The sequence below is a fragment of the Rhizobium sp. BK650 genome (genome assembly GCF_014195325.1).
Classification (GTDB): Bacteria; Pseudomonadota; Alphaproteobacteria; order Rhizobiales; family Rhizobiaceae; genus Rhizobium.
This window is the reverse complement of sequence record NZ_JACIBK010000005.1, coordinates 149,413-175,209: the sequence shown is the minus strand read 5'-3', so window position 1 is coordinate 175,209 and position 25,797 is coordinate 149,413. Positions and strand designations below refer to the sequence as shown.

The following is a 25,797-nucleotide window of genomic DNA, read 5'->3' as shown; positions in this document are numbered from 1 at the left end:
TGTGGCGACTCTAGGCGCTGACAGCGGCACGTAAATTGCTTTCCATCATCAGGCGGCAAGCAGCAAAAACGTCTCCAACACCGATCAGCACGGGCCTGTCGAAGCCGATATCCGTCATCGCGGTCGCCAGATCTTCCAGATTGCCGCTCCAGCGCCGTTCGTCGGCATTGGCAACAGAGCTGACGATCACGACCGGCGTTTCTGCAGCAAGCCCAGCGGCGATCAGCCTCGTCTGTATGCCGCCGGCGGTTCGCCCACCCATGTAAAAGACCGTCGTCTTGTTCCGGTCTGCAAGCGCCTGCCAGTCGACCGTCTCCGGCAGCTCGCCGTGGCGCGAATGGCCGGTGACGAACTGGACGGTCTGCGCATGATCGCGATGTGTCAACGAAATGCCGAGCCGCGACGCCATGGCGCTCGCAGCCGTGATGCCGGGTACGACGTCGACCGGAATATCATGCTGTTTCAGATAGGCAATCTCCTCGCCGGCGCGGCCGAAGATCATCGGGTCGCCGGATTTTAGCCGGGCGACATTCTTGCCGGCTTTGGCGAAAGTCAGCATCATCTCGTTGATGTCTTCCTGGCGGCAGCTTTCGCGCCCGCCGCGTTTGCCGACGAGCAGGCGCTTGGCCTCGCGCCGCGCCAGTTCCAGAACCTCGTCCGACACCAGATCATCGAACAGGATGACATCGGCGGCCTGCAATGCCCGCACGGCCTTCAGGGTCAGATACTCGGCATCACCCGGACCGGCGCCGACAAGCGTTACCCGTCCGACGTCGCGTGCCTGAGTTGGCTTTTCCATATTGGCGAGCAGATCACGCTTGTTTGCTTCCGTCGGCTCAGCTGCGAAAGCGCGATCGACAAAACGCTCCCAGAAGGCGCGCCGTTCTGCGCCAGGCTTCAGACGAAGGGCAATCTCTTCGCGCAGCGACTGGGCAAGGGACGCCCAGGCCTTCAGGGATGTCGGCAACAGCGTTTCGATGCGGCGGCGAATGGCCTGCGCAAGGATGGGGGCGGCGCCATCCGTCGAAATTGATACCACGACGGGCGAGCGATTGACGATGGAGCCGAACTGGAACTGGCAGAAGGCCGGCTTGTCGATCACGTTGACGGGAACGCCGGCTCGCCCTGCTGCTTCGAAAAACGTTCGAGCCTCGGCCTCATCCTCGCAGTCTGCTACTGCAAGCGCCGCACCTGCAAGAATGTCTTCGCGCCATGCCACCGGATGGTGGGCGAGCCCACCTTCTGGATGTGGTGAGCCTCGTTCAATGAGAGTGGCACAGGCTTCGCCAAGCATTTCCGCATGGATCTCGACCTTCGCGCCGCAGGCGGCGAACAGCTCCGCCTTCCAGGCGCAGGCATCCGAGCCACCGGCGACGACCACCCGTTGTCCGGCAAGCGACCAGAAGATCGGCAGCTTGGCGAGCGGCGCCATCCGGGCCGATGCTCGCGCGGCAACTTCATTCGGCAGCGTCTGCAACACAGGCATTGATGATCCCCCTGATTTCGGCGCGGCAAGAGCCGCAATTGGTGCCGGCCTTGAGCGCGCTGCCGATCGCCTCGACGCTACGGCAGCCGGAACGAACGGCAGCGACGATCTGGTTGACGCCGACGCTGAAGCATGAACAGACCGTTGCACCTGGATCCGGTCTGTCGGCGCCCGGGCGCCCGGCGATGATGGCAAAGCGGCGGCGCAGATTGCTGTGATCCGCAGCCAATTGTGATACGGCCCAGTTTCGCGCGACGGCAACCGGCTCCCTTGCAACGAACAGGGCGGCAAGCAATCTCTCTCCGTCAAAGAAGGCGATACGCCGATCACCGGATTGCTGGTCGGTGTACCCCAATGGCTCGATATGGTCTGCAATGCCGAAGCTTTTCCGGCACCAGGCGGTCCAGTCTTCGATGCCGTCACGGAACGCAATCTCCAGCCGCCAGCCGCCATCGGCTTTGGCGAGTGCCCAGTAATCCGCTCCGAGCGCATCCGGCTTTGTTACGCTGACGGCGAAGCCGTAGGCGGAAGCGTGATAGCGGCTGACGGCAACCGCAACATTCTTCGAGGCGGGCTGCCCCGAAATGGGGTCCGTTGCAGGCTTGACGACAGCGCCGATCCGCGCTTTGGCTGAATTCTGGTCGTTCCAGTGCATGGGCACGAAAACGCTGCCGCGTGCCTGCCGGTCGGTCACCAGCGCGCGGATGATCGCCCTGCCATAGGCGCTTTCGACCTGAACGAGGTCAGCATCGGCAACACCGAGGTCCATCGCGTCGCGCGGATGGATTTCCGCGAAAGGTTCCGCGATATGGGATGACAGCCGCGCGCTTTTTCCGGTGCGTGTCATAGTGTGCCACTGGTCGCGGACGCGGCCGGTATTCAGCGTAAACGGATAGGCTGGTTCCGTTCTGTCGGTTGCCGGCGGCTCGACGGCAACGAAACGCGCCTTGCGATCGGAATGAAAGAAACCGCCCTCAGCGAAGAACCGCGTTTCGCGTGTCCCCGTTCCGAACGGCTGCGGCCACTGGAACGGCGTCAATGCATCATAGGCAGGCTGCTCTATGTCGGCATAGGCGCCGATATCGAAGTCGCGGCTACCGTTGTTCTCGAAGGCGGACAGGGCGGCATGTTCGGCAAAAATATCGGACGGCGACGTATAGTCGAAGGCGTCAAAGCCCATTCTGCGGCCGACCTCCGCTATCTGCCACCAGTCGGGGCGGGCTTCTCCGGGCGGATCGAGAAAGGGACGTTGCCGGGATACGCGGCGTTCCGAATTGGTGACCGTTCCGTCTTTCTCGCCCCAGCCGAGCGACGGCAGGAGCACATGGGCGTGCCGTGTCGTGTCGGTTTCGCGCAACATGTCGGACACGACCACGAATGGACAGGCGGCGATCGCCGCTTCGACGCGGCGCGCATCCGGCAGGGAGACAACCGGATTGGTCGCCATGATCCAGAGCGCCTTGACGCGGCCGTCCTCGACGGCGCCGAAGAGGTCGACGGCTTTTAGACCGGGCTTGGCTGCAATCTCGGGTGCATTCCAGAAACGCTGAACCCGGTCGCGATCGTCGGCGCTTTCGATCGCCATATGGGCGGCCAGCATGTTGGCAAGGCCGCCGACCTCGCGGCCACCCATCGCATTCGGCTGCCCGGTCAGCGAAAATGGCCCCATGCCAGGCCGGCCTATGCGTCCCGTCGCCAGATGGCAATTGATGATGGCATTGACCTTGTCGGTGCCTGAAGCGGACTGGTTGACGCCCTGGCTGTAGCAGGTGACGACCCTCTCAGTGGTTTCAAACAGTCGGAAGAACTCTCTCACCTGCATAGCCGGCAGGCCGGTGCGATCAAGCAGTTCGACCGATGTCAGCGCAGCCGCAGCGGCAAAGGCCGCGCCGAAACCTTCGGTATGGGCACCGATGTAGTTTTGATTGATGGCGGGGCTTGCCGCGAGATGCGCGAACAGTCCCATGAAGAGCGACACATCGCCGTCAGGCCGGATAGCAAGATGCAGATCGGCAATATCGCAGGTCATCGTCCGGCGCGGATCGATGACGACGATCTTCACGCCCGGCCGGGCGGCCTTGGCGGCCACCAGCCGCTGGTAGATAACGGGATGACACCAGGCGAGGTTCGAACCGGTCAGTACGACGAGATCGGCGAGCTCCAGATCCTCATAGAGGCCGGGCACGGTATCCGAACCGAAAGCACGGCGATGGCCGGCGACCGACGAGGACATGCAGAGGCGTGAATTGGTGTCGATATTGGCCGAGCCGATAAAACCCTTCATGAGCTTGTTGGCGACGTAATAGTCTTCGGTCAGCAGCTGGCCCGAAACATAGAAGGCGACCGAGTCCGGCCCGTGTGCCGCAACGGTTTCTGAGAAACGCTTCGCGACAAGATCGAGAGCCTCGTCCCATCCGGCCTGCCTGCCGTCGATTTCGGGGTGGAGCAAGCGACCGTCGAGATCGATCGTTTCGGCGAGTGCGGAACCTTTGGAGCAGAGCCGGCCGAAATTGGCCGGATGCTCCGGGTCGCCTTTCACCGTGACGGTGCCGGTCTCGTCCACCTTGGCGACTACGCCGCAGCCGACGCCGCAATAGGGACAGGTGGTCTTGACCTCCCTTTCCATCATTCGGCCGCCATCATGAGGCTTTCGAGTGCGATATAGAGCGTGCCGGCCTCTTTTCTGAGCGGGATCGTGCGCACCGCGCCGTCATCGGCGCCGAGTGCCTTGCCGGTTTCCAATGAAATCACCCAATTATGCAGTGGGCAGGTAACGGCATTGCCGTGCACGATCCCCTCCGAAAGTGGCCCGCCTTTATGCGGGCAGCGGTTTTCGATCGCATAGACCTCGTCCTCTCCGGTGCGGAAGACCGAGATGTTCATATGCGGAGTTTTTACGCAGCGAGAGCCACGCAGCGGGATATCGGAAATGTCGCCGATCGGATGCCAGTTCATCATTTAAGTCCTTCTTTTTTGGGTGGCCTAGCCCTTCGCTCGCGCTCCGGGCGTTCGTCCTTCGAAACGATTGACTGGATCGTTTCGTCGGCTGCGCCGACCAGTCCTCACTCGGCTGCCTGACTGAAACCGATAGTCGCCATCGGCCGGAATTCGTGCTTGTCCTTGCCGGAGACGCGTTCCGACCAGGGATCGACCTGAGCGAATTGCTGGGAAAAGACGAAGCGCTCGTAATAGGCCTTGCGCTTGTCGTGATCCTCCATGATCTGCCGGCGGATCTCATCGAGGCCGATGCGTTTGGCCCATTTGTAGATGCGTTCGAGATAGCGGCCCTGCTCGCGGTACATCTGCGTCAGCGCCACGATATGTTCGAGCGCCTCATCCTCCGTCCTCACCAGGCCGAGCACCTCCGTGCCCTTGATGTCGAGGCCTGCAGCGCCGGCGAAATGGATCTCAAAGCCGGAATCCACGCAGATGACGCCGATATCCTTGCAGGTCGCCTCCGCGCAGTTTCGCGGACATCCGGAAACGGCCATCTTCAATTTGGCCGGCGTCCAGGATCCCCACATGAATTTCTCGATGCGAATGCCGAGGCCGGTGGAATCCTGCGTGCCGAAGCGGCACCAGTCGGAGCCGACACAGGTCTTTACCGTGCGCAGCCCCTTGGCATAGGCCTGGCCAGAGACGAAACCGGCCTTGCCGAGATCGGCCCAGACGGCAGGAAGGTCTTCCTTTTCGACGCCGAGCAAGTCGATGCGCTGGCCGCCAGTTACTTTGACCATCGGAATTGCGAACTTGTCGACGACATCGGCAATGGCGCGCAATTCCTGCGAACTGGTGACGCCGCCCCACATGCGCGGTACGACAGAATAGGTGCCGTCCTTCTGGATGTTGGCGTGGACTCGTTCGTTGATGAAGCGCGACTGATAGTCGTCGGCATATTCATCCGGCCAGTCGCAGACGAGGTAGTAATTGAGTGCCGGGCGACATTTGGCGCAACCGCCCGACGTTTTCCACTCCAGTTCCTGCATGATGGCGGGGATGGTCTTCAGCTTCTTCGCCCTGATGAGACGGCGCACATCGTCATGGCCGAGCTCGGTGCAGGTGCACATCGGCTGCACGGCTGTCGGATTGTAGGCATCGCCGAGCGTCAGCGCCATCAGCTGCTCGACAAGGCCGGTGCAGGAGCCACAGGAGGCGGATGCCTTCGTATGGGCGCGCACGTCATCCAGCGATGTCAGCCCCTTGGCTGTAATTGTCGACGTGATTTTGCCTTTACAGACGCCGTTGCAGCCGCAGATTTCCGCATCATCCGGCAAGGCTGCAACGGCCGCCATAGGGTCCAGCGGAGACCCTCCCTGATAGGCTTGGCCAAAGATCAGCGTGTCGCGCATATCGGAGATGTCGACCGCCTTTTTCTTGAGATCATTGAACCAGGCGCCGTCGGTGGTTTCGCCATAAAGCACCGTGCCGATAATGCGATTGTCCTTGAGCACGAGACGCTTGTAGACGCCAGCGCTCGCATCACGCAGCACGATTTCCTGCCGGTCATCGCCATCGGCGAAATCACCCAGAGAATAAAGCTCGATGCCGGTGACCTTGAGCTTTGTCGGCGTGTCGGAATGTACGAAACCTGGCTTCGTGTCGCCGGAGAGATGGGCGGCAGCGACGCGAGCCATTTCATAAAGCGGTGCAACAAGGCCGTAGACCGTGCCGCCCACTTCGGCGCATTCGCCGAGCGCGTAGATATCGGTATCCGACGTCTGCATGCCGGCATCGACGACGATGCCGCGGTTGACGGCAAGCCCGGCATCCTTGGCGAGATTGACGTTCGGACGAATTCCGACCGCCATGACGACCAGCGTCGCCGGAATGATTGTGCCGTTATCGAGCTCGACGCCTTCCACCTTGCCGTTGCCGATTATCGCCTTGGTATTGGCCTTGCAGATGACTTTGATGCCGCGCTCTTCGACCGCTTTCTGCAAGAGGTAGCCGGCGGCAGGATCGAGCTGGCGCTCCATCAGCGTTGGCATGACGTGCAGCACGGTCACATCCATGCCGCGCTGAGCAAGGCCGGCAGCCGCTTCAAGTCCGAGCAGTCCGCCGCCGATGACGATTGCCTTCTCACGCGACTGGGCTGCCAGCAGCATGGCCTGCACGTCGTCAAGATCGCGATAGGTGATGACGCCTGGCAGATCTTTGCCGGGAACGGGAATGATGAAGGGTACCGAGCCGGTGGCAATCACCAGCTTGTCGTAGCTTTCAGTAACACCGTGATCCGACGTGACGGTCTTTGCCACACGATCGATACTGACGATCTTGTGGCCCTTGTAGAGCGTGATGCCGTGCTTGATGTACCAGCCGTCACCGTGAATGATGATCTGTTCGTAGTCCTTTTCTCCCGACAGGACTGGCGACAGCATGATGCGGTCGTAATTGACGCGGGGCTCGGCGTTGAAGATTGTTACGTCGTAACGGCCGGGTGCCTGTTCGAAGAGATGCTCCAGCATGCGCCCGGGCGCCATGCCATTGCCGATGATGACGAGTTTTTCGGTCATTATTGTGAGGTCCTTGGATCAGGCTGCAGCCACGGGCGCGGAGTACTCCCGGCGCGACAGTTGTTTGACGGACAGGTGCATCCAGATGAGTGAGATCGCGACGATCGCGAAAAGCAGCAGAAAACAACTCGACCAAAGGCCGGTCATGTCCTTGAGGAGGCCGAAAGCAATCGGAAGGATAAATCCTCCAAGACCGCCCATCATCCCGACGACGCCGCCAACGGCGCCGACACTTTCCGGGTAGTAGGCCGGAATGTGCTTATAGACGGCGGCCTTGCCGAGGCTCATGAAGAAGCCGAGAACGAAGATGATGACGATAAAGATGGCAGGCGTGATGGTAGCAGCAGGCAGTGAGAGGATGAGGGTGGCCATGGCCGACACGGCAAACATCGCATACATCACGCTGCGCGCGCCCTTCTTGTCAGACAACACGCCGCCGAAGGCGCGAAAGATGCTGCCTGGAATGGAATAGGCGGCTGCGATCATGCCGGCAGTTTCCAGATTGAAGCCGTAGACGCCGACCAGATAGCGCGGCAGCCACAAGGACAAGGCGACGAAGCCGCCGAAGGCGAAGAAATAGTAGAGGGAGAAGCGCCAGACCCGAATGTTTCGCAGCGGCGCGAATTCCTGGGCAAGGCTCTTTGAGGCAATGCCATGTTCGCGGCGGAGGCGGTAAGCCGGATCATCTGTCGTCGTAAACCAGAAGACGATTGCCATCAGCGCCAAGCCGACCGCCCAAATCTCTGCAACTGCCTGCCAGCCCCACGCGATGAGCACGAACGGGGCTGCAAATTTTGTCACCGCCGCGCCAACATTGCCCGCGCCGAAAATGCCAAGCGCCGTTCCCTGCTTCTTCGCCGGGAAGAAGGGAGAGACATAGGCAACGCCGACCGCAAACGAGCCGCCGGCAAGCCCGACGCCAAGGCCGGCGATCAGCATTTGGGTGTAAGTGTGAGCGTAAGAAAGCAGAAAGGTCGCCAGTGCAGCGGCCAGCATCGTGAGCGTGTAGACGAGACGACCGCCGTAGCGTCCTGTCCAAATGCCGAGGACGATGCGCACGAGCGAACCGGTGAACACAGGCGTGCCGACCAGCAATCCGAACTCGGCTTCGTTCAGCCCAAGTTCCTGTTTGATGCGAATGCCGATGATCGCAAAGATCGTCCAGACGGCAAAACAGAGAGTGAAGGCGACCGTGGAGATCCACAGTGCTTTAGCCGGTTCGCCGGCGGATATGGGCTGCGCTTTCTCGATGACAGACATGGCTTCTCCGTGGCCCGACAAGGTCGTGCCGATCCATCGCTGGAGGTTAAAAACGAAAAAGCCGCTGATCAGGAGGCGCGCACGGACTGCGCGAAATATCCTGATCAGCGGCTTTGCTGGTCACGTCCGCCATTGGACGCCGAATTGTGGCCTTCAGGCCTCTGCCTCAAGCATCCGCACATCGGACTGCTCAAGATGTATTCCAGTGTTCTATGGCGCTGTTGCGCTCATCCCGCTCCGATCGCCTTTGATCAGGGCAGTATTATACAAGCAAGCTGCGTGCCAATTTTTGGGCGTTAAGATAAGTCATTGAATCCAAATGATTTGTTGATCGCGCGTCGTCTGCACGTTTTTTGGGCCGCTGCCGCTCATGCAAATCGTTTGTGCGCTTTCGTGCCTAGAGGGCCAATCCCTGATAGCATTTTGTGCAGGCTCAGCGTGCCATCAGATTTCATCACTGCCGGCAACGAAAGGCAGGGCGCTCTTGACCGCAAAGCCGGCAATGTAGTCCGGCAGCTTCGATGGATCGAAAACATGGCCGTCCACGAAGCGGTCATCTTCGTCGGCTCCTTCGATGCGCACATCGGCATCATCAGGGGCGCTCCCCTCTCCGAGAGCGGCGCGATAGAGATCGGGGCGATAGGCGGAGGCGGCCGCGCGAGCGGGGTTAAGGCCAAGTTCGGCCTGGCCCCAGCGGATCATCTGGCTATAGATCCAGAGCGCGTGGCTTGTGCGCGGATAATTGGCAAAGCCTGCATGGAACATGAAATATTTGTCGATGACGCGCCGGTTCCCTTTTGCATCCAGGCTGAACTCACCTGCCAGTACATGGCGGATAATTTTCACCGAGGCGGCAAGATAGCGGCTATCTGCCAGCACTTCGGCAAGCGCATCGTGATTTTCCGGCTGGTCGCACCAGCGTGCCGCCGCGTCAAGCGCTACGATCAGGCGAGAAACCGTTTCCGGATGAGTTTCGGCCCATTCCGGCCGCATGCCAATGACTTTTTCTGGCGCAGAGGGCCATATGTCCTGTTTGGCGGCGACGATGCGGCCGACGCCGCGCTCGGAGGCTACCATGTTCCATGGTGCCCCCACGCAGAACCCGTCGATCGCCCCCGCCGCCAGCGCATCCGATGTCAGCGGCGGCGGCACGACGACGAGCTTGACGTCCTTGTCCGGATCGATGCCGCCGGCGGCAAGCCAGTAGCGGAACTCATAGTTATGCGAGGAGAAAGGATAGGTGACGCCGAAGGTCGGCACAGGCTCGTGGCGAGCCTTCATATCGGCCAGAACCTTGGCAAGTGCTCGGGCGTTTTCGAGTGCACCGGCGCCCCCGGAAAGGCCAGTATCCCGCATCCTGTCGAAAAGACGGGTCGAAAGCGTGATCGCGTTGCCGCCGCGCCCGAGCGAGAAGGGCGTGATCGTCGGCGAGGGATTGGAACCGAGACCGAGCATCGAAGCCACGGGCATCGGCGAGAGCATGTGGGCGATATCGAATTGCCTGAAGGCCAGGCGATCACGGACATTGGCCCAGGAGACATCCTTGACGAGATCAAGCGTGAGGCCTTCCTTCCGGGCAAAACCGAATTCTGCAGCAGCAATCAGCACGGAGGCATCGACAAGCGGGATGAAGCCGGCTCGCAGCGTCCTGTCGCCTTCACCGTGAAGTCGTGCGGGGGCGGGTAGACCGGCGCCGGGATCAAGATTTGTCACCATCATATTCACTCCGGCTTCCTCCGGACATCAGCACATGAAGCCGCCATCACATCAAAAGCCCCGCCGCGGTGACGATGCTCTGAGCGATATCGGACATCTTCTTCTTTTCGTTCATCGCCGTCTGGCGCAGCAGCGCGAATGCCTCTTCCTCCGACAGTCCCCGCATCTTCATCAATATGCCCTTGGCGCGCTCAACCACTTTGCGTTCCTCGAGCGCTGATTTGGCGTCGGCAAGTTCGCGCTGCAGTCTGCTAAAGGCATTGAAGCGGCTGACCGCCATGTCAAGAATAGGTTTGACACGTTCCTTCTTTAACCCGTCGACGATGTAAGCCGAAACGCCAGCATCCACTGCAGCCTCGATGGAAGCGGTATCTGAGCGGTCGACGAACATGGCGATCGGCCTGCCGACGGTGCGGGTCAGCTGGAACAGATGCTCCATCATGTCGCGGTTGGGATTTTCGATATCGATGATGATGACATCGGGCCTCAGCGTATCAATGATGCGAGCCACGCCGTGAACTTCGTGGATGACGGTTACGCGCGCGTGGCCTGCCTCTCGCAGCCCCTCTTCGATGATAGAGGCGCGAATGGTGTTTTCATCGATGACAAGGATGGTCAGATCGAGCCGGCTCATGCATCATTTATGGCGCAATGCAGCATCGCGGACAAGTCACAAGGGCAAATTTTTAGGCAAATTGATGGAGAGATTAAAAATTCACCAGTTTGCTCTATATCTGTGCAAGGCGGGGCGCCGCGTCAAGCAAGCCCCGACATCCGTCGCCTTGACCGCCGCTATCCTACCTATGCGTCGGTATACTAAACCGCCCGGTCCATCGGTGTTATCGTCGGTGCGATTGAAAACGGAGAGTGAAGATGAGCGAAGAGCGGCCGGAAGGCGTTGAGCAATATGGACATCCCGCAGGTGGATGGGATGCGCTAAAGGCGGTTGCGAAGACGCTGAAGCATCAGCAGATCATCAGCCAAGGTGGTGCCACCCTGCTCAAGGCAAATCAGCCGGAAGGCTTCGACTGTCCCGGCTGCGCCTGGCCCGATCCAAAGCATACCTCTTCCTTCGAGTTCTGCGAAAACGGCGCGAAGGCCATTACCTGGGAATCGACTGCCCGGCGCGTTTCACCTGAGTTCTTTGCCGAACACACGGTTTCTGAGCTTTGGAGTTGGATCGATCACAAGCTCGAGGACCAGGGGCGCCTGACCCATCCGCTGAAATACAACGGCGTCACCGACAAATATGAGGCCATCGATTGGGACGATGCATTCAGCCTGATCGGCGCCGAGCTCAATAAGCTTGCAAGCCCAGACGAGGCCGAATTCTACACCTCCGGTCGCGCCTCCAATGAGGCGGCCTTTCTCTATCAGCTTTTTGTACGCGCCTATGGCACGAACAATTTCCCCGATTGCTCGAACATGTGCCATGAGGCGACCAGCGTCGGCCTGCCGCTATCGATCGGCGTCGGCAAAGGGACCGTAACCCTTGAGGATTTCGACCATGCTGATGCGATCTTCAGTTTTGGCCACAATCCCGGAACCAACCATCCTCGCATGATGACCACCTTGCACGAGGCGTCGCGCCGCGGCGTGCCGATTATCGTCTTCAACCCGCTGAAGGAGCGGGCGCTCGAGCGTTTCGCTGCGCCGCAGAATCCGGTGGAGATGATAACTTTCTCCTCGACGCGCATCGCATCTGCCTATCATCAGGTCCGTACCGGCGGCGACCTTGCGGCCCTCAAAGGGCTGATGAAGCTAATCTTCGAGCGCGATGAGGCCGATCTCGCCGATGGCGGTCAGGGAGTTCTCGACCGGGCTTTCATTGCCGAACACACCCTCGGTATCGATGCCCTGAAGGAGGATGTCGCCAATACCAGCTGGGCCGATATCTTGAGCGTTTCCGGTCTCACGATGGAGGCGCTGGAAAGCGCCGTCGATGTCTATCTCAACGCCCGCAATGTCATTCTCTGCTACGGCATGGGCATCACACAGCACGCCAACGGAACGGCCAATGTCCAGCAGCTTGCCAATTTCCTGATGCTGCGCGGCAATATCGGCCGTCCCGGCGCCGGCCTCTGCCCACTGCGTGGCCACTCCAACGTGCAGGGAGACAGGACCGTCGGCATTACCGAGATCCCGAACAAAGCGCTGATCGACGGCATGGAGCGCGCTTTCGGTTTCCGCCCTTCCGAGAAGAAGGGCCATAATGCGATCGAGTCCATCGAGGCGATTGCAGCCGGCAAGTCCAAGGCGCTGATCTGCCTCGGCGGCAATCTGGCTGTCGCCATGTCCGATCCGGACGTGACGTTCGAGGCCATGCGCAAGCTCGATCTTGCCGTCCACATCGCCACAAAGCTCAATCGCTCGCATTTGTTGACAGCGAAGACATCGATCATCCTTCCCTGCCTCGGGCGAACCGACCTCGATAGCCAGGCCTCCGGTCCGCAGTCGGTCACCGTTGAAGATTCCATGTCTATGGTGCACGCCTCGCGCGGTTTTCTAAACCCGCCGAGCCAATTGCTGAAGTCCGAACCAGCTATCATCGCCGGGATTGCAACGGCCACGCTCGGTACAAAATTCGGCATCGACTGGACCGGCCTGATCGCCAACTACGACCGCATCCGCGACAAGATTGAAGTGGCCTTCCCGGATTTTCACGAGTTCAACAGCCGTGTGCGTGTCCGCGGAGGCTTCCGCCTGGATGTGCCAGCTTCCTATCGCGTCTGGAAGACGGCGAGCGGGAAGGCAAATTTTCTCGTTGCCCCAGGTCTCGATGAGGATCCTCGCTTAAAGGACCCGACGACACTGGTGCTGACGACGCTGCGCAGCCACGACCAATATAACACGACGGTTTATGGTCTCGACGACCGTTATCGTGGCATCTTTGGCCGGCGTGATGTGATTTTCATGAGCAGCCAGGATCTTGCCGAACGGGGTTTGCGCGACGGAGACCGGATCGATATCCGCTCCGCCGCGGCCAACGGCGGCGGAAAAACCGTCAGAGGTTTCACGGCTGTCGAGTATAATATCCCCGTCGGTTCGGTGGCCGGCTATTATCCGGAAATGAACGCGGTGATCGCCCTCGATCACCATGATCAAAAATCGGGTACGCCAAGCTATAAGGGTGTTCCTGTCATGATCGCCAAGAGCGAGGAGCAGGTTGCGGCTTAGCTTAAAACGGCAATAGTCTCGCCCGTACTCTCGCGGGCGATGACCTCGAAGCCAAGATCGATCTGGATTGGTGGTTGGCGGCTGGTGGAATCGAGGGCCGCCAACACCGTTTCGGCTGCAAGTTTGCCCGTCTCGAAGCGCCTGGTCATGATCGAGGAAAGAGACGGCGACGCGCAGGCGGAAAATTCGAGATCGTGAAAACCGATGATGGCGATATCGTCAGGCACACGAATGCCGCGCTTGCGACACTCCTGCATGGCTCCGAGCGCCACGTTGTCATCGGTGCAAAAGATTGCTTCCGGATGGTTGCCTCGTTCGTGCATAAGGGCCAGGAGGTCGGCGCCGAGCGCGACGGAGCTGTGCCGTGGCCTCTGGGTGACGATCTCGAGGTTCTCGAGGCCAGCCTCCTGCATCGCCAGACGATAACCGTCGAAGCGGGACTGAGAGCGATGGTCAAGATTTCCCGCCAAAAAGGCAATGCGGGTGAAGCCCCGGTCGATGAGATGCTTTGTTGCAGCCTGTCCGGCGCGATCCTGCAACATGCCAATATTAATGTCGATTGGATCGGATGACAGCTCGAACGTCTCCACAACAGGCAGATGTGCCCGCGTCAGAAGCTGATGAGCAAGGGGCGTATGATGAATGCCCGCGATAATGATCGCCTCAACGCGCTGGCCGAGCAGTACTTTGATGGCATTTTCTTCCTCCTGCTCTGAATAGCGGCTGTTGACGACAATCACCTGGAAGCCCGCACCGACAAGCACTTCGTGCAGCGCAAAAAGATATTCGGCAAAGATGACGTTATAGAGCGTCGGTACAATGACGCCGATTGCATGCGTTCGCGATGAGGCAAGCCGGCTGGCCGCGATATTCGGCACATAGCCGAGCTCATGAACGGCCGCATTGACACGCCGTCGCAGGGCCTCCGACACGGCGTCGGGCTTGCGAAGCGCGCGGGAAACTGTGATCGGACTGACGCCGGCGAGGCTCGCAACATCATCCAAAGTTATTCTTCGCATGTCCGTCTCACTCTATACATTAAGACCATGAATATTCGTAATCTCTCTCGCAATTGCGAAATACTTTCCTGTGACCATTGTAGTTGACAGCGCTAGCAAAACCGATTTGACAGCGCTGTCAACTGTGTTACGTTGAAATTGCGCCGGAAAGGTTGGGATGGAGCCTTCCGGAATCAACATGCCAAGAAAATTTTAAAGAGGGGCGGCCTTAGTCCGCCTGAGGAGGAGATATTCAATGCTCAAGGTGAAGAAAGCGAAGATGACCCGTGTCGGCGCGTTTTCGGCGTCGGCGTTTGTTCTGCTCTGCGGTACGGCCATGGCGGCGCCAAAGGTCGTGTCCGGCCCCGCCGCCGATCCGAATTGTATGGTTCCGTGGTCGGCCGAAACCCAGTTCCTTCAATATCCGAAGAAGGAAGGTCCTTACCGCATCGCGCTTGCCAACGGTTATATCGCCAATACCTGGCGTATCCAGATGGTGCAGACGGCAAAGGCCTATGCTGCGCAGCCGGATGTTGCCGCCAAGCTGAAAGAATTCAAGGTCGTATCGACCGGCGAGGACGTGCCGGCACAGATTTCTGCGATCAATAACTTCATTGACGCCGGCTATGATGCCATCGTCGTCAACGCCCAGAACCCGACGGCCTTCGGTCCGGTCATCAAGCGCGCAAAGGAAGCCGGCGTCGTTCTCGTCGCCTTCGACAATATCCTCGACACCAAGGATGCGATCAACGTCAACGTCGACCAGAAAGGCCTTGGCGTCATCTGGGCCAATTGGCTGGTGAAACACCTGCCGCAGGGTGGCAAAATCCTGGAAGTGCGCGGCGTTGCCGGCACCTCCGTCGATACCGATCGTCATACGGGGATTCATGAGGCTCTGGATGCTTCCGGCAAGAAGTTCACCGTCACCGAAGTCGTCGGAAAGTGGGATGATGGTGTAGCGCAGAAGGCAACGGCCGATGCAATCGCCACCAACGGGCCGTTTGACGGCATCACCGCGCAGGGCGGTGACACCGGCGTCGTGCAGGCGATGATCGATGCGAAGCATCCCTTCGTGCCCTTCGGCGGTGAGACGGAGAACGGCTTCCGCAAATTCTGCGCCGCCCATGCGGCCGACGGTCTGAAATGCGCGTCGGCCGGCACCGGCCCGGCGCAGGTTGCTGTTGCCATCAAGACTGCCATCGCAGCTCTCGAAGGTCAGGTCGTTCCTCAGGCCGTCAAGCTGCCGACGGCACTCGTTACCGATCCCGATTTCAAGGAAGGCGAGGACTACTACCCCAAGGAATCCGATAACTTTTTCGTCGGCAATTCCTTCCCGACCTGCGGCATCAACTTCTCCGCACAGGAAATCATGGGGCAGACAAAGGAAAACCAGTAAGAGCCACCATCCGGACCCGATTGCGGGCGTTCGCGCCCGCAGTCTCGATCTCGACGCGACCGAATGGAGGCTGGATGCATGATCCTTTCCGAACCGCTTCTGCGCCTGGAAGGCATATCGAAACGCTATGGCGGCGCGATCGCGCTGAAGGAAGCCAATATCGCCGTGCGCGCCGGCGCGATCCACGCCGTGCTTGGCGAAAACGGCGCTGGCAAATCGACGCTCATCAAGATCATGGCCGGTGTTGTGGCGCCTGATGAGGGACGCATGCTGCTCGACGGCAAGGAAGTCTCCTTTGCCTCGCCGGCTGCCGCTAATGCCGCTGGTATAGTCTGTGTTTTCCAGGAATTGTCGCTCATTCCGGATCTTTCGGTGGCCGACAACATCGTCATCAGCAATCCGCCGCTGCGTTTTGGCATGATCGACCGTCACAGGCAGCGCACGATCGCTGAGGAGGCACTTGCCCGCGCCGGTGCTGCCGATATTCATCCCTCTTCTCTCGTGAAGGATCTGCCGCTTTCGCGCCGCCAAATGGTGGAGATCGCCAAGGCGCTTGCCCGCAAGCCGCGGCTGATGATCCTCGATGAGGCGACCTCAGCCCTGACCCAGTCCGATGTCGAGAAGGTCTTCGGCGTGCTAAAGCAGCTTCGGGCCGAGGGCATGGCGCTGATTTATATTTCGCATCGCATGCATGAGATTGCAGAACTCGCCGATGACTGCACGGTCTTCAGAAACGGCCGCAGCATCGAATCCTATCCCGCCGGCACCAAGTCCGACCAGCAGGTGGTAGAGCTGATGATCGGCCGCGAATATTCCAACGTCTTTCCGCCAAAGCCGCGGCGGCCGACGGCAGACGTACCGGTTCTGTCCTGCCGCGGCCTCTCCTGGGGAGATCGGCTTTCCGGGATCAATTTCGATGTACGCCCCGGCGAGATCATCGGTTTTGGCGGGCTGGACGGGCAGGGGCAGCGTGAATTGCTGCTGGCGCTGTTCGGCGTGCTGCGCGACCTGAAAGGCGAGGTGGCGGTCGATGGCAAACCGGTAAGATTGAAGAGCCCGGGCGCGGCGAAATCGGGTAATATCTCCATGGCGCTGATCCCGGAAGATCGCAAGACGGAAGGGCTCATGCTGCCGATGACTGTGCGCGAGAACCTGTCGATCGCAGCGCTTGATCGCGTTTCGCGCAACGGCGTGATCGACCGCGCTGCCGAGATCAGGGAGATCGACGAGCTCCTGAATCTCCTGGCGATCAAGGCCGCGACGATCGACATGCCGGTCGCGTCTCTGTCCGGCGGCAACCAGCAAAAGGTAGTGATCGCCAAATGGCTGATGAACAGGCCGCGCATCATCCTTCTTAATGATCCGACCCGTGGCATCGATGTCGGCACCAAGCAGGAAATATATGCCCTGTTGCGCAAGCTCGCCGATGCGGGTGCAGCCATCATCTTCTATTCGACCGACTATGACGAACTGGTCGGTTGCTGTGACCGTGTGCTCGTCATGTATGATGGCAGCATTATCCGCGTCCTAGAGGGCGACGAGATCAACGAACGCGAATTGGTGAGTGCCGCGCTTAATATCAACGCGGGCGAGGCGCAGAAAAGGATGGCCCAATGAGCAGGCAGCCGACCGGCGAATGGCGCTACTGGTACGTTCAGCAGAAGGGCACGCTTTTCGCAGCGCTGCTCTTTATTCTCATGTTTATCATCTATGTTTCGAACCATCCCGCCGGCTTCACGCCCAACGTGGTGCAGACTGCCGCCAACAAGGCAACGCTGCTGGCTTTCGTGGCAATGGCGCAATGTTTCGTCGTCATCACGGCTGGCATCGATCTTTCTGTCGGCATGATCCTCATCCTGTGCAACTGCCTGGCATCATGGCTCGTGGTCGGCACGCCGCTACAGACAGCGCTGGGTGTCGCAGCCGTGCTCCTGACGGGGCTTGCCTGCGGCCTGCTCAATGGGCTGGTCATCATCTTCGGGCGGTTGCAGCCGATCGTCACCACAATCGCGACCAGCGCGGTCTTTTACGGACTGGCGCTACTGTTGCGGCCCACACCCGGCGGCTCGGTCAATGAAGACCTTGCCGATGCCTTTACCTCAAAGCTCTTTGGCGTCATCCCTGCAAGCCTTGTCGTTCTCGCGCTTGTCATTCTCCTGATCTGGATGCCCTTTAGCCGTTCGGTGTTCGGGCGCGCTGCCTATGCGATCGGATCGGCGGAAAACGCCGCCTATATGTCGGCGATGCCGGTGAAGCGGGCAAAGCTTGCGGCTTACGCGCTGGCAGGCCTACTTTCTTCGATCGGCGGGCTCTATCTGACCTTTTTCTCGTATACGGGCGAAGCGGCCCTTGCGAGCGGCAACGCCTATACGCTCTATTCGATCGCAGCAGTCGTGCTCGGCGGTGTCTCGCTTGCGGGCGGGAAAGGAAGCGCCGTCGGTGCCGTCTTCGGCGCTCTGGCCTTTCGCACCATCGGCGACTTATTGTTCGTCTTCGATCTCGACCCGCTCTGGCAGCCGCTCTTTCAGGGCGTGGTGCTGATGCTTGCAGTCAGTATCGGCTGCATCGGCCTGTCGCGTGTTCGTAATCGTCTGGAGTGGTTCCAATGAGCGAGGGTGCTTCCGCAATGCGGCAAATTCCTATGCCCGCCCGGCTGCGCGGCGTCGATCCGGCTGTGGCAATTGCCTTTGGCTGTATCGTCCTGCTGCTCCTCGGTGGCTCGCTCTATTCCTCCAATTTCCTGTCGCCCGACTATCTGCTGCAGCAGTTGAAAGTGGCCTCCTTCCTTGGCGTCATCGCAACCGGCATGATGGCGGTCATCCTGCTTGGTCAGATCGACCTGTCGGTGCCCTGGGTTGTGACGACAGGGGCGATGATGGCTTGCGCCGCCACTGCTTACGGAACGACGGGCGCGGTTCTGGCAATTCCCTTCGGCATTTTCTGCGGGGCTGCGATCGGTCTCGTCAACGGCATCGCTGTCGCCTATCTGCGCATTCCCTCGATGATCATCACGCTTGCAACCAATGCCGTCGCGCAAGGGTTGATGGTCGTCTATACCGGTGGTTTCTCGCCGCAGGATTCGGCTTCTGCCGCCATGCGCTTCCTGGCAACCGGTTATGCCATTCCCGGACTTCCGAACGGTGTTCTCGTCTGGCTCGCCGTCGGCTTGCTCGCCGTCTTCCTGCTGACACGCACGACCTTCGGCCGGTCGCTCTATGCGATCGGCAACCGCGAACGTGCCGCCTACATGTCCGGCATCAATACGCGCAGGATTACGCTTGTCGCCTTCATTATTTCGGGCGGCCTCAGCGCACTCGGCGGCGTGCTTCTCGCCGGTTATGCTTCGAAAGCGTCCCAGTCCATGGGTGACGCCTATCTTCTGCCGTCGATTGCTGCCGTGGTGCTTGGCGGTACGCACGTGCTCGGTGGCAAGGGCTCCTATCTCGGAACTGTCGCCGGCGTCATCCTGATCACCCTGCTGCAATCGATCCTCTCGGTCATGCAGATCGAAGAGGCCGGTCGCCAGCTCATTTACGGCGCCGTCATCATCGGCATGCTGCTGCTTTACGGGCGGCAGAAGGTCTTGTGACGAAACTCAGTATTTCGGCTCATGCAGGCGATGACGGTACGTTGAAGGGAAATGAGCCGGCGGAATAATCCACCGGCTCCGGTTGGTGCTTTTGATCCGATTATCTGCCGGCTGCCGCGGCAGCCTTCGCGATCACGTCGGCAACCTTCTCCGGTTGAGAGGCGAAGACGGCGTGGCTTGCCTTGATCTCCGTCACGGTGCTTCCGGCTCGCTTTGCCATGTCCCGCTCGAGGTCGGGATTGATCGAGCGGTCTTCGGTGGCGACAACCGTCCAGCTCTTCTTGGTCTTCCAGGCTGGATCGCCAACCTTGGCCGAGAAAGCCTCCTTGGAGGCGAAGACCTGTGATTTTGCGAGGAATGCGGCCTCGTCCTTCGGCAGATCGGCGGCGAAGTCGTTCGCAAATGCGGCCGGATCGAGATAGAGATATTTTCCGTCCTTCGTCTCGCGGATGTTCATGCCGCCGGCCGGTTTTGAACTCGCCAGGCTGATGAGGCTTTCGCCTTTGTCTGGCTGAAAGGCCGCGACATAGACCAGGCCCGCGACATTGGGGCTGTTGCCGGCTTCGGTGATGACCATGCCGCCATAGCTGTGGCCGACGAGCAGGGTTGGGCCGTCCTGCAGGTCCAGCACCCGCCTTGTGGCGGCAACATCGTCTGCAAGCGAGGTGATCGGCTCCTGGACAATAGTGACATTGAAGCCGCGCTTTTCGAGAATTTCGGTTGCCTGGCGCCAGCCGGAGCCATCGGCGAGAGCGCCGTGAACGATGACGATATTTTTGACCTCTGCTGCCTGGGCTGCGAAGGCGATGACGCTGGTGGCGAAGGCAAGCGCGAGAGTAGAAAGATAGCTGCGTTTCATGGTGGTTGCTCCTGTCGTTTGGGTTGGATGAGAGAGGAAGTTCAGCCGAAGGTGAAGGCGTAGGCCTGGACGCCGGGATCGAGGAAGCGAATCTCGAACGTGCGTGCCTCCACCGCGCCGGACTGGCGCACCAGCTGGTAGAGCTTCGTCGAAGCCACCGTGCCGTTTCCATCAGCGTCGACGTCGCTGCCGTGGTCAGCACCCGGCGCCTTGCCGTCGATCGTCACCTGGAAGCGAACGGGCTTGCCGTCAGTGTCGGTGCCGAGCACGAGATGCAGGTCACGGGCGCTGAAGCGGTAGGCGATGCTGCCGCCCGGTTGATCGAGTGTCGCCTCTTCAGCGCCGACGGTCCATTTGCCTGAAAGACCCCATTGGTTGAGACCGGGCTGTCTGACCGAATAGTCGCTGGAGGCATCGGCGCGCATGCTTTCGTTGGAGGCGAAACTGGTGGCCTGCTGATAGCCGATATAGGTTTCACCAGAGCGGATGTCTTTCAGGTCGGGGCTTGCTTCCGCGCCCTTTGCATCCGGTGTCACCGGTGCGCTGTCAGCCATCTCGCTGCCGGCTTCGTGCAACAGGTCCTGGATTGCCTGTTCGGTCTGGCGATAGTTGCCTTCGCCGAATTGATGCTCGCGGATCTGGCCCTTGGCATCGATCAGATAATGGGCCGGCCAGTAGCTGTTATCGAAGGCACGCCAGATCTTGTAATCGTTGTCGATTGCAACCGGATAGTCGATCTTGAAATCGCCAATGGCCTTTTTGACATTATCGATCTTCTTTTCGAAGGCGAATTCCGGGGCATGCACGCCAATCACAACCAGACCCTGGTCCTTGTATTTGTCAGCCCAGGCGCGGACGTAGGGGATAGTGCGAATGCAGTTGATGCAGGAATAGGTCCAGAAATCAACGAGCACGACCTTACCGCGGAGCTGTTCCATGGTCAGTGGCGGCGAGTTCAGCCATTCGACCGCGCCGTCGAGCGGCGGCGCACGGCCTTCGACGGGTAGATCACTACGGAAAGGCTTCTTGGTATCGGCAAGGCCGATCGTCTTGTCGTTGCTTGCAACCACAGACGATGCGCCATCGGCCGGCTGCACTTTCAGTTTGTCGAGTACGGCCTGTTCGAAGGAAGACGTGCTGGCATAGGAAAGTTGCGAGAGCAGGCCGGTGTCGAGACCAAATGCAATGACGGCGACACCGGCAATCACCGCAATCCCCAGCCCCTGGCGAATGCGCTCGCTGATGCCCAGCGACTTCTTCATGCCGGCAAAGATCTTTCCCCCGACGGAAAGCGCTACTGCGAGCGAGGTGGCGGTGCCCGCAGCATAGGCAAGCAGCAGAAGGGTCGTCTGCAGGCTGGCGCCCTGGAGAGCTGCACCGGTCAGGACCAGACCCAGGATCGGCCCGGCGCAGGGTGCCCAGAGCAGGCCTGTCGCCACCCCCAAAATGAGCGCGCTAGCCGCTGTCGGCGCAGAACCGGTCTTGCCGGAAGCGTTCAGCAGTCGATTGCCGAAATCGACAACAGGCTGGGTGATGAAGCTTGCGATATGCGGCGAAATCAGGCTGACGCCGAAGACGGCAAGCAGGGTGAGAGCTGCAAGGCGGCCGTATTCATTGGCGTTGATCGCCCAGCTGCCGCCAATGGCCGCAAGTGTGGCCACCAACGCGAATGTGGCGGCCATGCCGATCAGCATCGGCAGCGTGCTGCGCACGAAGGGTTGTCCGGCGCGGGCGAAGACGAAAGGGAGGATGGGAAGGATACAGGGACTGAAAATGGTCAGCGCCCCTCCGAGATAGGCAATGATAAGAAGCGTCATCATCGTTTCCTCTGAAACCTGTTGGGTTCTGGACGGCGATGCGGCTCGACCAGCAACGGCGCTAATCTGTTGCGGCCATGTATCTCCTATGTGTCGGGGTTCGCGGCAATATGTACCGAAGTGTAGGAAGATGTACCGAAGTCATAGGAAGCGCGCTCATCGTGGCTGCGCTATCTTCTCTCCGTCGCTCTACCTGGCGTCGGTCAGCCACGAAGGAAGTAAAAATGGTCAAAGCGGGAGCCATAAAGCTAAAGCGTGCCTATGCAGCCAAGGCAGATACGGACGGTATCCGCCTACTGGTCGATCGGATCTGGCCGCGTGGCCTGAGCAAGGAACGCGCGGCCGTCGATGCCTGGTTGAAGGATGTCGCGCCGAGCACCGAGCTGCGCCACTGGTTCAATCATGAACCGGGGCGTTGGGAAGAGTTCCGCAAGCGCTACAGGGCCGAGCTTCAGCAGAAAGAGGAAGAGATAAATCAGGTGCTCGATTTCACAAAGAAAGGCACCGTCACCCTGCTTTATGCCGCCCGCGATGATGAGCGCAACAATGCCGTCGTGCTGCGCGATTTCCTCATCCCGCGAATTTCCGATTAAGAAGGCAGCCAATTGTATCCGAATGTATCCGGAAGGCCGGATGCTACATCCGCATGCAATAGAAGCGGATGGCCGAAACATCGGGGATACATGCCGGCTGTTTTCTCCCTGCCATCAACTCGAAACGGAGAGAACGAATGTCCAGCGAAATCAATCTTCAGCGTCGCCGCTTTTTTGGTGTAGCGGCTATGACCATGGCGGCGGTCGAATTCGGCCTGACGAGCGCCGCAGCTGCCCAATCGACACAGGCTGTGCCTGCGGTCAGGGCCGGTTCGCACACGTCCTTTGCCGCCCTAAAGCAGATCAGGGCCGGCGTGCTTGATGTCGGCTACGCTGAAGCCGGTCCTGCAAATGGTCCGGTCGTGCTGCTTCTCCATGGCTGGCCTTACGATATCTACAGCTTCGTCGATGTGGCGCCTGCGCTTGCTGATGCCGGCTACCGGGTGCTGATCCCCTACTTGCGCGGCTATGGTACAACTAAATTCCTCTCCTCCGACACGCTACGCAACGGTCAGCAGGCCGCTATCGCCACTGACATCATCGCCTTCATGGATGCACTTGACATTAAGCGCGCCGTCATCGGCGGCTACGATTGGGGCGGCCGCACCGCAGACATTCTGGCGGCTGTCTGGCCAGAACGCTGCAAGGGCCTGGTCTCCGTCAGCGGCTATCTGATCGGCAGTCAAGAGGCGAACAAAAAGCCGCTGCCGCCACAGGCTGAGCTTTCCTGGTGGTATCAATTTTATTTCGCCACCGAGCGCGGCCGCGAGGGCTATGAGGCGAACCGCCATGACTTCGCAAAACTGATCTGGAAGCTTGCTTCGCCGCAATGGAATTTCGACGACGCTACCTTCGATCGTACTGCGAAGGCCTTTGAAAATCCCGACCATGTCGCCATCACCATTCACAATTACCGCTGGCGGCTTGGCCTTGCGGACGGCGAACGAAAATATGACGAGCTTGAAAAGAAGCTTGCCGCCTTTCCGGTTATCACCGTGCCGACCATCACCATGGAAGGCGATGCCAATGGCGCACCGCATCCGGAGCCTTCGGCCTATGCCAAGAAGTTCACCGGCAGGTATGAGCATCGCACCATCACTGGCGGCATCGGCCACAACCTGCCGCAAGAAGCACCGCAGGCCTTTGCCCAGGCCATCCTGGATGTCGATCGCTTCTGAAACCTGCCATGGCTGCCGCGAACGGAATTCCTGTTTCGCGGCAGCCGATTCGGAGTCAAAAAAGAGAGTGGCGAGTTTTTTTGCGCCGACCGATAGAGGATCAGAAAGTCCGAGATGGAGCATGTCGACCATATCCTGATCGTCGATGACGATCGTGAAATCCGAGAGCTGGTTTCAAGCTATCTGAAGAAGAACGGACTTCGTACCAGCGTCGCTGCAGACGGCCGCCAGATGCGCAGCTTTCTCGAGGCCAATACGGTCGACCTCATCGTGCTCGATGTCATGATGCCCGGCGATGACGGGCTGGTGCTGACCCGCGAGCTGCGCGCCGGAAAGCACAAAGCGACGCCGATCCTGATGCTGACCGCCCGCAGCGACGAGATGGATCGCATCATCGGGCTCGAAATGGGTGCGGACGACTATCTGCCGAAGCCTTTTGCCGCGCGTGAACTTCTGGCTCGCATCAAGGCCGTCCTGCGGCGCACCCGCGCCCTGCCGCCCAACCTGCAGATATCGGAGGCCGGACAGTGGCTCCGCTTCGGCGACTGGCGCCTCGATACGGTCGGCCGCCACCTCCTCGACAGGCAAGGAACGGAGATTGCACTCAGCGGCGCCGAATACCGGCTGCTGCGCGTTTTCATCGACCATCCGCAACGCGTGCTCAACCGCGACCAACTTCTGAACCTGACGCAGGGGCGTGATGCGGAGCTTTTCGACCGCTCGATCGACCTTCTTGTCAGTCGTGTGCGCCAGCGACTAGGAGATGATGCCCGCGAGCCGATCTATATCAAGACGGTGCGCAGCGAAGGTTACGTCTTTTCCGTTCCTGTGGAGATTGAAGAGGCCCGGTCATGAGTGCGGGTGCTGCTCTTCGATCCGGGTTCTGGCCGAGCACCCTGCGGGCTCGGCTTTTCCTTATTCTGCTGGCGGGTCTGGCGATTGCCTATGGCTTGTCGTTCACCGTGCTCTTCGTCGAGCGATCCATGTCGGCTAAGGCCGTCATGCTCGGTACGTTGGAGAGCGACGTAGCAACCTCGATCGCCGTTCTCGACCGGTTGCCGGCAGATCAGCGAGCTGACCTGCTCGACCGCTTGAGCCGCGGCAATTATCGTTTCGTGCTCGGGCCGGGCCTTCCCGGCGTGCCGGACAATTCCAGCAAGGGCAAGGAAATCGGCGGCAGGATCGAAGAGGCGATCGGCGGCCGCTATCCGATCCGCATGGAATCCATTCCGGGCGATATCAGCCGGCTGCAGGCGCATCTGACGTTGAGCGACGGAAGCCCGCTGACGATCGATATCACGCCGCGGCCCCCGATGCCCATGGCGGCATGGCTGCCCTATGTGCTTGCGGTCCAGATGGTGCTGCTTCTGCTTTGCACCTGGTTTGCCGTGCGTCAGGCGATCCGCCCGCTCGGTGCGCTTGCCGCCGCGGCCGATGCGCTCGATCCCAACACGAAAGGGCCGCCGCTCAGCGAGCGCGGGCCAAGCGAGGTTGCGCATGCGGCGCGGGCCTTTAATGCCATGCGGGAACGAATTGCACATTATCTTGAGGAGCGCGTGCAGATCTTAGCGGCAATCTCCCATGATCTGCAGACGCCGATCACCCGCATGCGACTGCGCGCCGACATGGCCGACGATTCGCCAGAGAAGGACAAGCTGGTGCGCGATCTCGGCGAGATCGAGCGGCTGGTGCAGGATGGGATTGCCTATGCCCGCAGCGCCCATGGCAATGGCGAGAAGTTTTCGCGCATCGACCTCTCGTCCTTCATCGACAGCATCGCCTATGACTATCAGGACATGGACAAGGCCGTCAGCGTCGTTGGCCTCGTACAAGGCGTCGCCTCCACAAAGCCGCATGCGCTTCGGCGCATTCTCACGAACTTCGTCGACAATGCCTTGAAATTTGCCGGTGCCGCCGAAATTAGCGTCGAGCGAAAAGGTGAGGAGGCGATTGCCATCACCGTGATGGACCGTGGCCCAGGCATTCCGGACGCCATGCTTGAAGCCGCCATGCAGCCCTTCTTCCGGCTGGAGCAGTCGCGCAATCGCGAGACCGGCGGTACCGGCCTCGGGCTTGCCATTGCTCAGCAGCTGGCCACCGCAATCGGTGGTTCGGTGCGGCTCTATAATCGCGAGGGCGGCGGGCTGGCAGCCGAGGTCACCATCCGCGCCAACTGAATTTTCTCGGCTGATTTGTATGCGAAAATGTGCAGATG

At 60.0% G+C, this 25,797-nt stretch carries 19 protein-coding genes; 9 read left to right on the top strand and 10 right to left on the bottom strand.

The window, feature by feature from the left end:
- Positions 1–10 precede the first annotated feature (10 nt).
- The 7 genes from cysG to FHX15_RS14615 form a co-directional block, all read right to left on the bottom strand.
- Entirely contained in the window at positions 11–1,486 is a 1,476-nt protein-coding gene (cysG, locus tag FHX15_RS14645) for a siroheme synthase CysG (protein ID WP_184398202.1), read from the bottom strand.
- Positions 1,458–4,112: a nitrate reductase gene (locus tag FHX15_RS14640; RefSeq protein ID WP_184398632.1), complete on the bottom strand. Its 2,655-nt coding sequence runs from the start codon at positions 4,110–4,112 to the stop codon at positions 1,458–1,460. Before FHX15_RS14640 ends, cysG begins: the two co-directional genes overlap by 29 nt.
- The gene (nirD, locus tag FHX15_RS14635) at positions 4,112–4,441 is read right to left on the bottom strand and encodes a nitrite reductase small subunit NirD (protein ID WP_184398631.1); all 330 of its coding nucleotides are present in this window, start codon (positions 4,439–4,441) and stop codon (positions 4,112–4,114) included. Before nirD ends, FHX15_RS14640 begins: the two co-directional genes overlap by 1 nt.
- 107 nt (positions 4,442–4,548) lie before the next feature.
- Positions 4,549–6,999: a nitrite reductase large subunit NirB gene (gene nirB, locus FHX15_RS14630; RefSeq protein ID WP_184398200.1), complete on the bottom strand. Its 2,451-nt coding sequence runs from the start codon at positions 6,997–6,999 to the stop codon at positions 4,549–4,551.
- An 18-nt stretch (positions 7,000–7,017) separates the two neighbouring features.
- Positions 7,018–8,259 (bottom strand): nitrate/nitrite transporter, encoded by a 1,242-nt coding sequence (locus tag FHX15_RS14625; protein WP_184398197.1) that lies wholly within the window; start codon positions 8,257–8,259, stop codon positions 7,018–7,020.
- 444 nt (positions 8,260–8,703) lie between these two features.
- Positions 8,704–9,984 (bottom strand): CmpA/NrtA family ABC transporter substrate-binding protein, encoded by a 1,281-nt coding sequence (locus FHX15_RS14620; RefSeq protein ID WP_409527014.1) that lies wholly within the window; start codon positions 9,982–9,984, stop codon positions 8,704–8,706.
- Between the two features lie 37 nt (positions 9,985–10,021).
- Positions 10,022–10,609 carry an ANTAR domain-containing response regulator gene (locus FHX15_RS14615; protein WP_184398195.1) on the bottom strand — a complete coding sequence of 196 codons (588 nt, stop codon included), beginning with the start codon at positions 10,607–10,609 and terminating at the stop codon, positions 10,022–10,024.
- 239 nt (positions 10,610–10,848) lie between these two features.
- Between FHX15_RS14615 and FHX15_RS14610 the strand changes: the two genes are divergently transcribed.
- Positions 10,849–13,152, top strand: a complete 2,304-nt coding sequence (locus FHX15_RS14610) for an FdhF/YdeP family oxidoreductase (RefSeq protein WP_184398193.1) — start codon at positions 10,849–10,851, stop codon at positions 13,150–13,152.
- Here the strand turns inward: FHX15_RS14610 and FHX15_RS14605 are convergent.
- Positions 13,149–14,171, bottom strand: a complete 1,023-nt coding sequence (locus FHX15_RS14605; RefSeq protein ID WP_184398190.1) for a LacI family DNA-binding transcriptional regulator — start codon at positions 14,169–14,171, stop codon at positions 13,149–13,151. The two genes, FHX15_RS14610 and FHX15_RS14605, sit on opposite strands and share 4 nt — an antisense overlap.
- Before the next feature lie 235 nt (positions 14,172–14,406).
- Here FHX15_RS14605 and FHX15_RS14600 point away from each other — a divergent pair, with 235 nt between their 5' ends.
- The 4 genes from FHX15_RS14600 (at position 14,407) to FHX15_RS14585 (ending at position 19,135) form a co-directional block, all read left to right on the top strand.
- Positions 14,407–15,546: a sugar ABC transporter substrate-binding protein gene (locus tag FHX15_RS14600; protein ID WP_184398188.1), complete on the top strand. Its 1,140-nt coding sequence runs from the start codon at positions 14,407–14,409 to the stop codon at positions 15,544–15,546.
- Between the two features lie 78 nt (positions 15,547–15,624).
- Complete coding sequence (locus FHX15_RS14595; protein ID WP_184398186.1) at positions 15,625–17,163, top strand: sugar ABC transporter ATP-binding protein; 1,539 nt, start codon at positions 15,625–15,627, stop codon at positions 17,161–17,163.
- Positions 17,160–18,155 (top strand): ABC transporter permease, encoded by a 996-nt coding sequence (locus FHX15_RS14590; protein ID WP_184398184.1) that lies wholly within the window; start codon positions 17,160–17,162, stop codon positions 18,153–18,155. Before FHX15_RS14595 ends, FHX15_RS14590 begins: the two co-directional genes overlap by 4 nt.
- Positions 18,152–19,135, top strand: a complete 984-nt coding sequence (locus FHX15_RS14585; RefSeq protein ID WP_184398183.1) for an ABC transporter permease — start codon at positions 18,152–18,154, stop codon at positions 19,133–19,135. Before FHX15_RS14590 ends, FHX15_RS14585 begins: the two co-directional genes overlap by 4 nt.
- Positions 19,136–19,235: 100 nt before the next feature.
- On the opposite strand, the gene FHX15_RS14580 is transcribed toward FHX15_RS14585, so the two are convergent.
- Entirely contained in the window at positions 19,236–19,994 is a 759-nt protein-coding gene (locus tag FHX15_RS14580) for an alpha/beta hydrolase (protein WP_184398181.1), read from the bottom strand.
- A gap of 41 nt (positions 19,995–20,035) precedes the next feature.
- A complete protein-coding gene (locus FHX15_RS14575; protein ID WP_184398627.1) occupies positions 20,036–21,811 on the bottom strand; it encodes a cytochrome c biogenesis protein DipZ in 1,776 nt (591 codons plus the stop codon).
- A gap of 224 nt (positions 21,812–22,035) precedes the next feature.
- Between FHX15_RS14575 and FHX15_RS14570 the strand changes: the two genes are divergently transcribed.
- The 4 genes from FHX15_RS14570 to FHX15_RS14555 all read left to right on the top strand — a co-directional run bounded on the left by FHX15_RS14570 (position 22,036) and on the right by FHX15_RS14555 (position 25,759).
- Entirely contained in the window at positions 22,036–22,404 is a 369-nt protein-coding gene (locus tag FHX15_RS14570; protein ID WP_184398179.1) for a DUF488 domain-containing protein, read from the top strand.
- Positions 22,405–22,541: 137 nt separating this feature from the next.
- Positions 22,542–23,582, top strand: a complete 1,041-nt coding sequence (locus FHX15_RS14565) for an alpha/beta fold hydrolase (protein ID WP_184398178.1) — start codon at positions 22,542–22,544, stop codon at positions 23,580–23,582.
- Positions 23,583–23,696: 114 nt separating this feature from the next.
- Positions 23,697–24,437 (top strand): response regulator, encoded by a 741-nt coding sequence (locus FHX15_RS14560; protein ID WP_184398176.1) that lies wholly within the window; start codon positions 23,697–23,699, stop codon positions 24,435–24,437.
- On the top strand, positions 24,434–25,759 hold the full coding sequence (locus FHX15_RS14555; protein WP_184398174.1) for a HAMP domain-containing sensor histidine kinase: 1,326 nt from the start codon (positions 24,434–24,436) through the stop codon (positions 25,757–25,759). Before FHX15_RS14560 ends, FHX15_RS14555 begins: the two co-directional genes overlap by 4 nt.
- Positions 25,760–25,797: the final 38 nt, after the last annotated feature.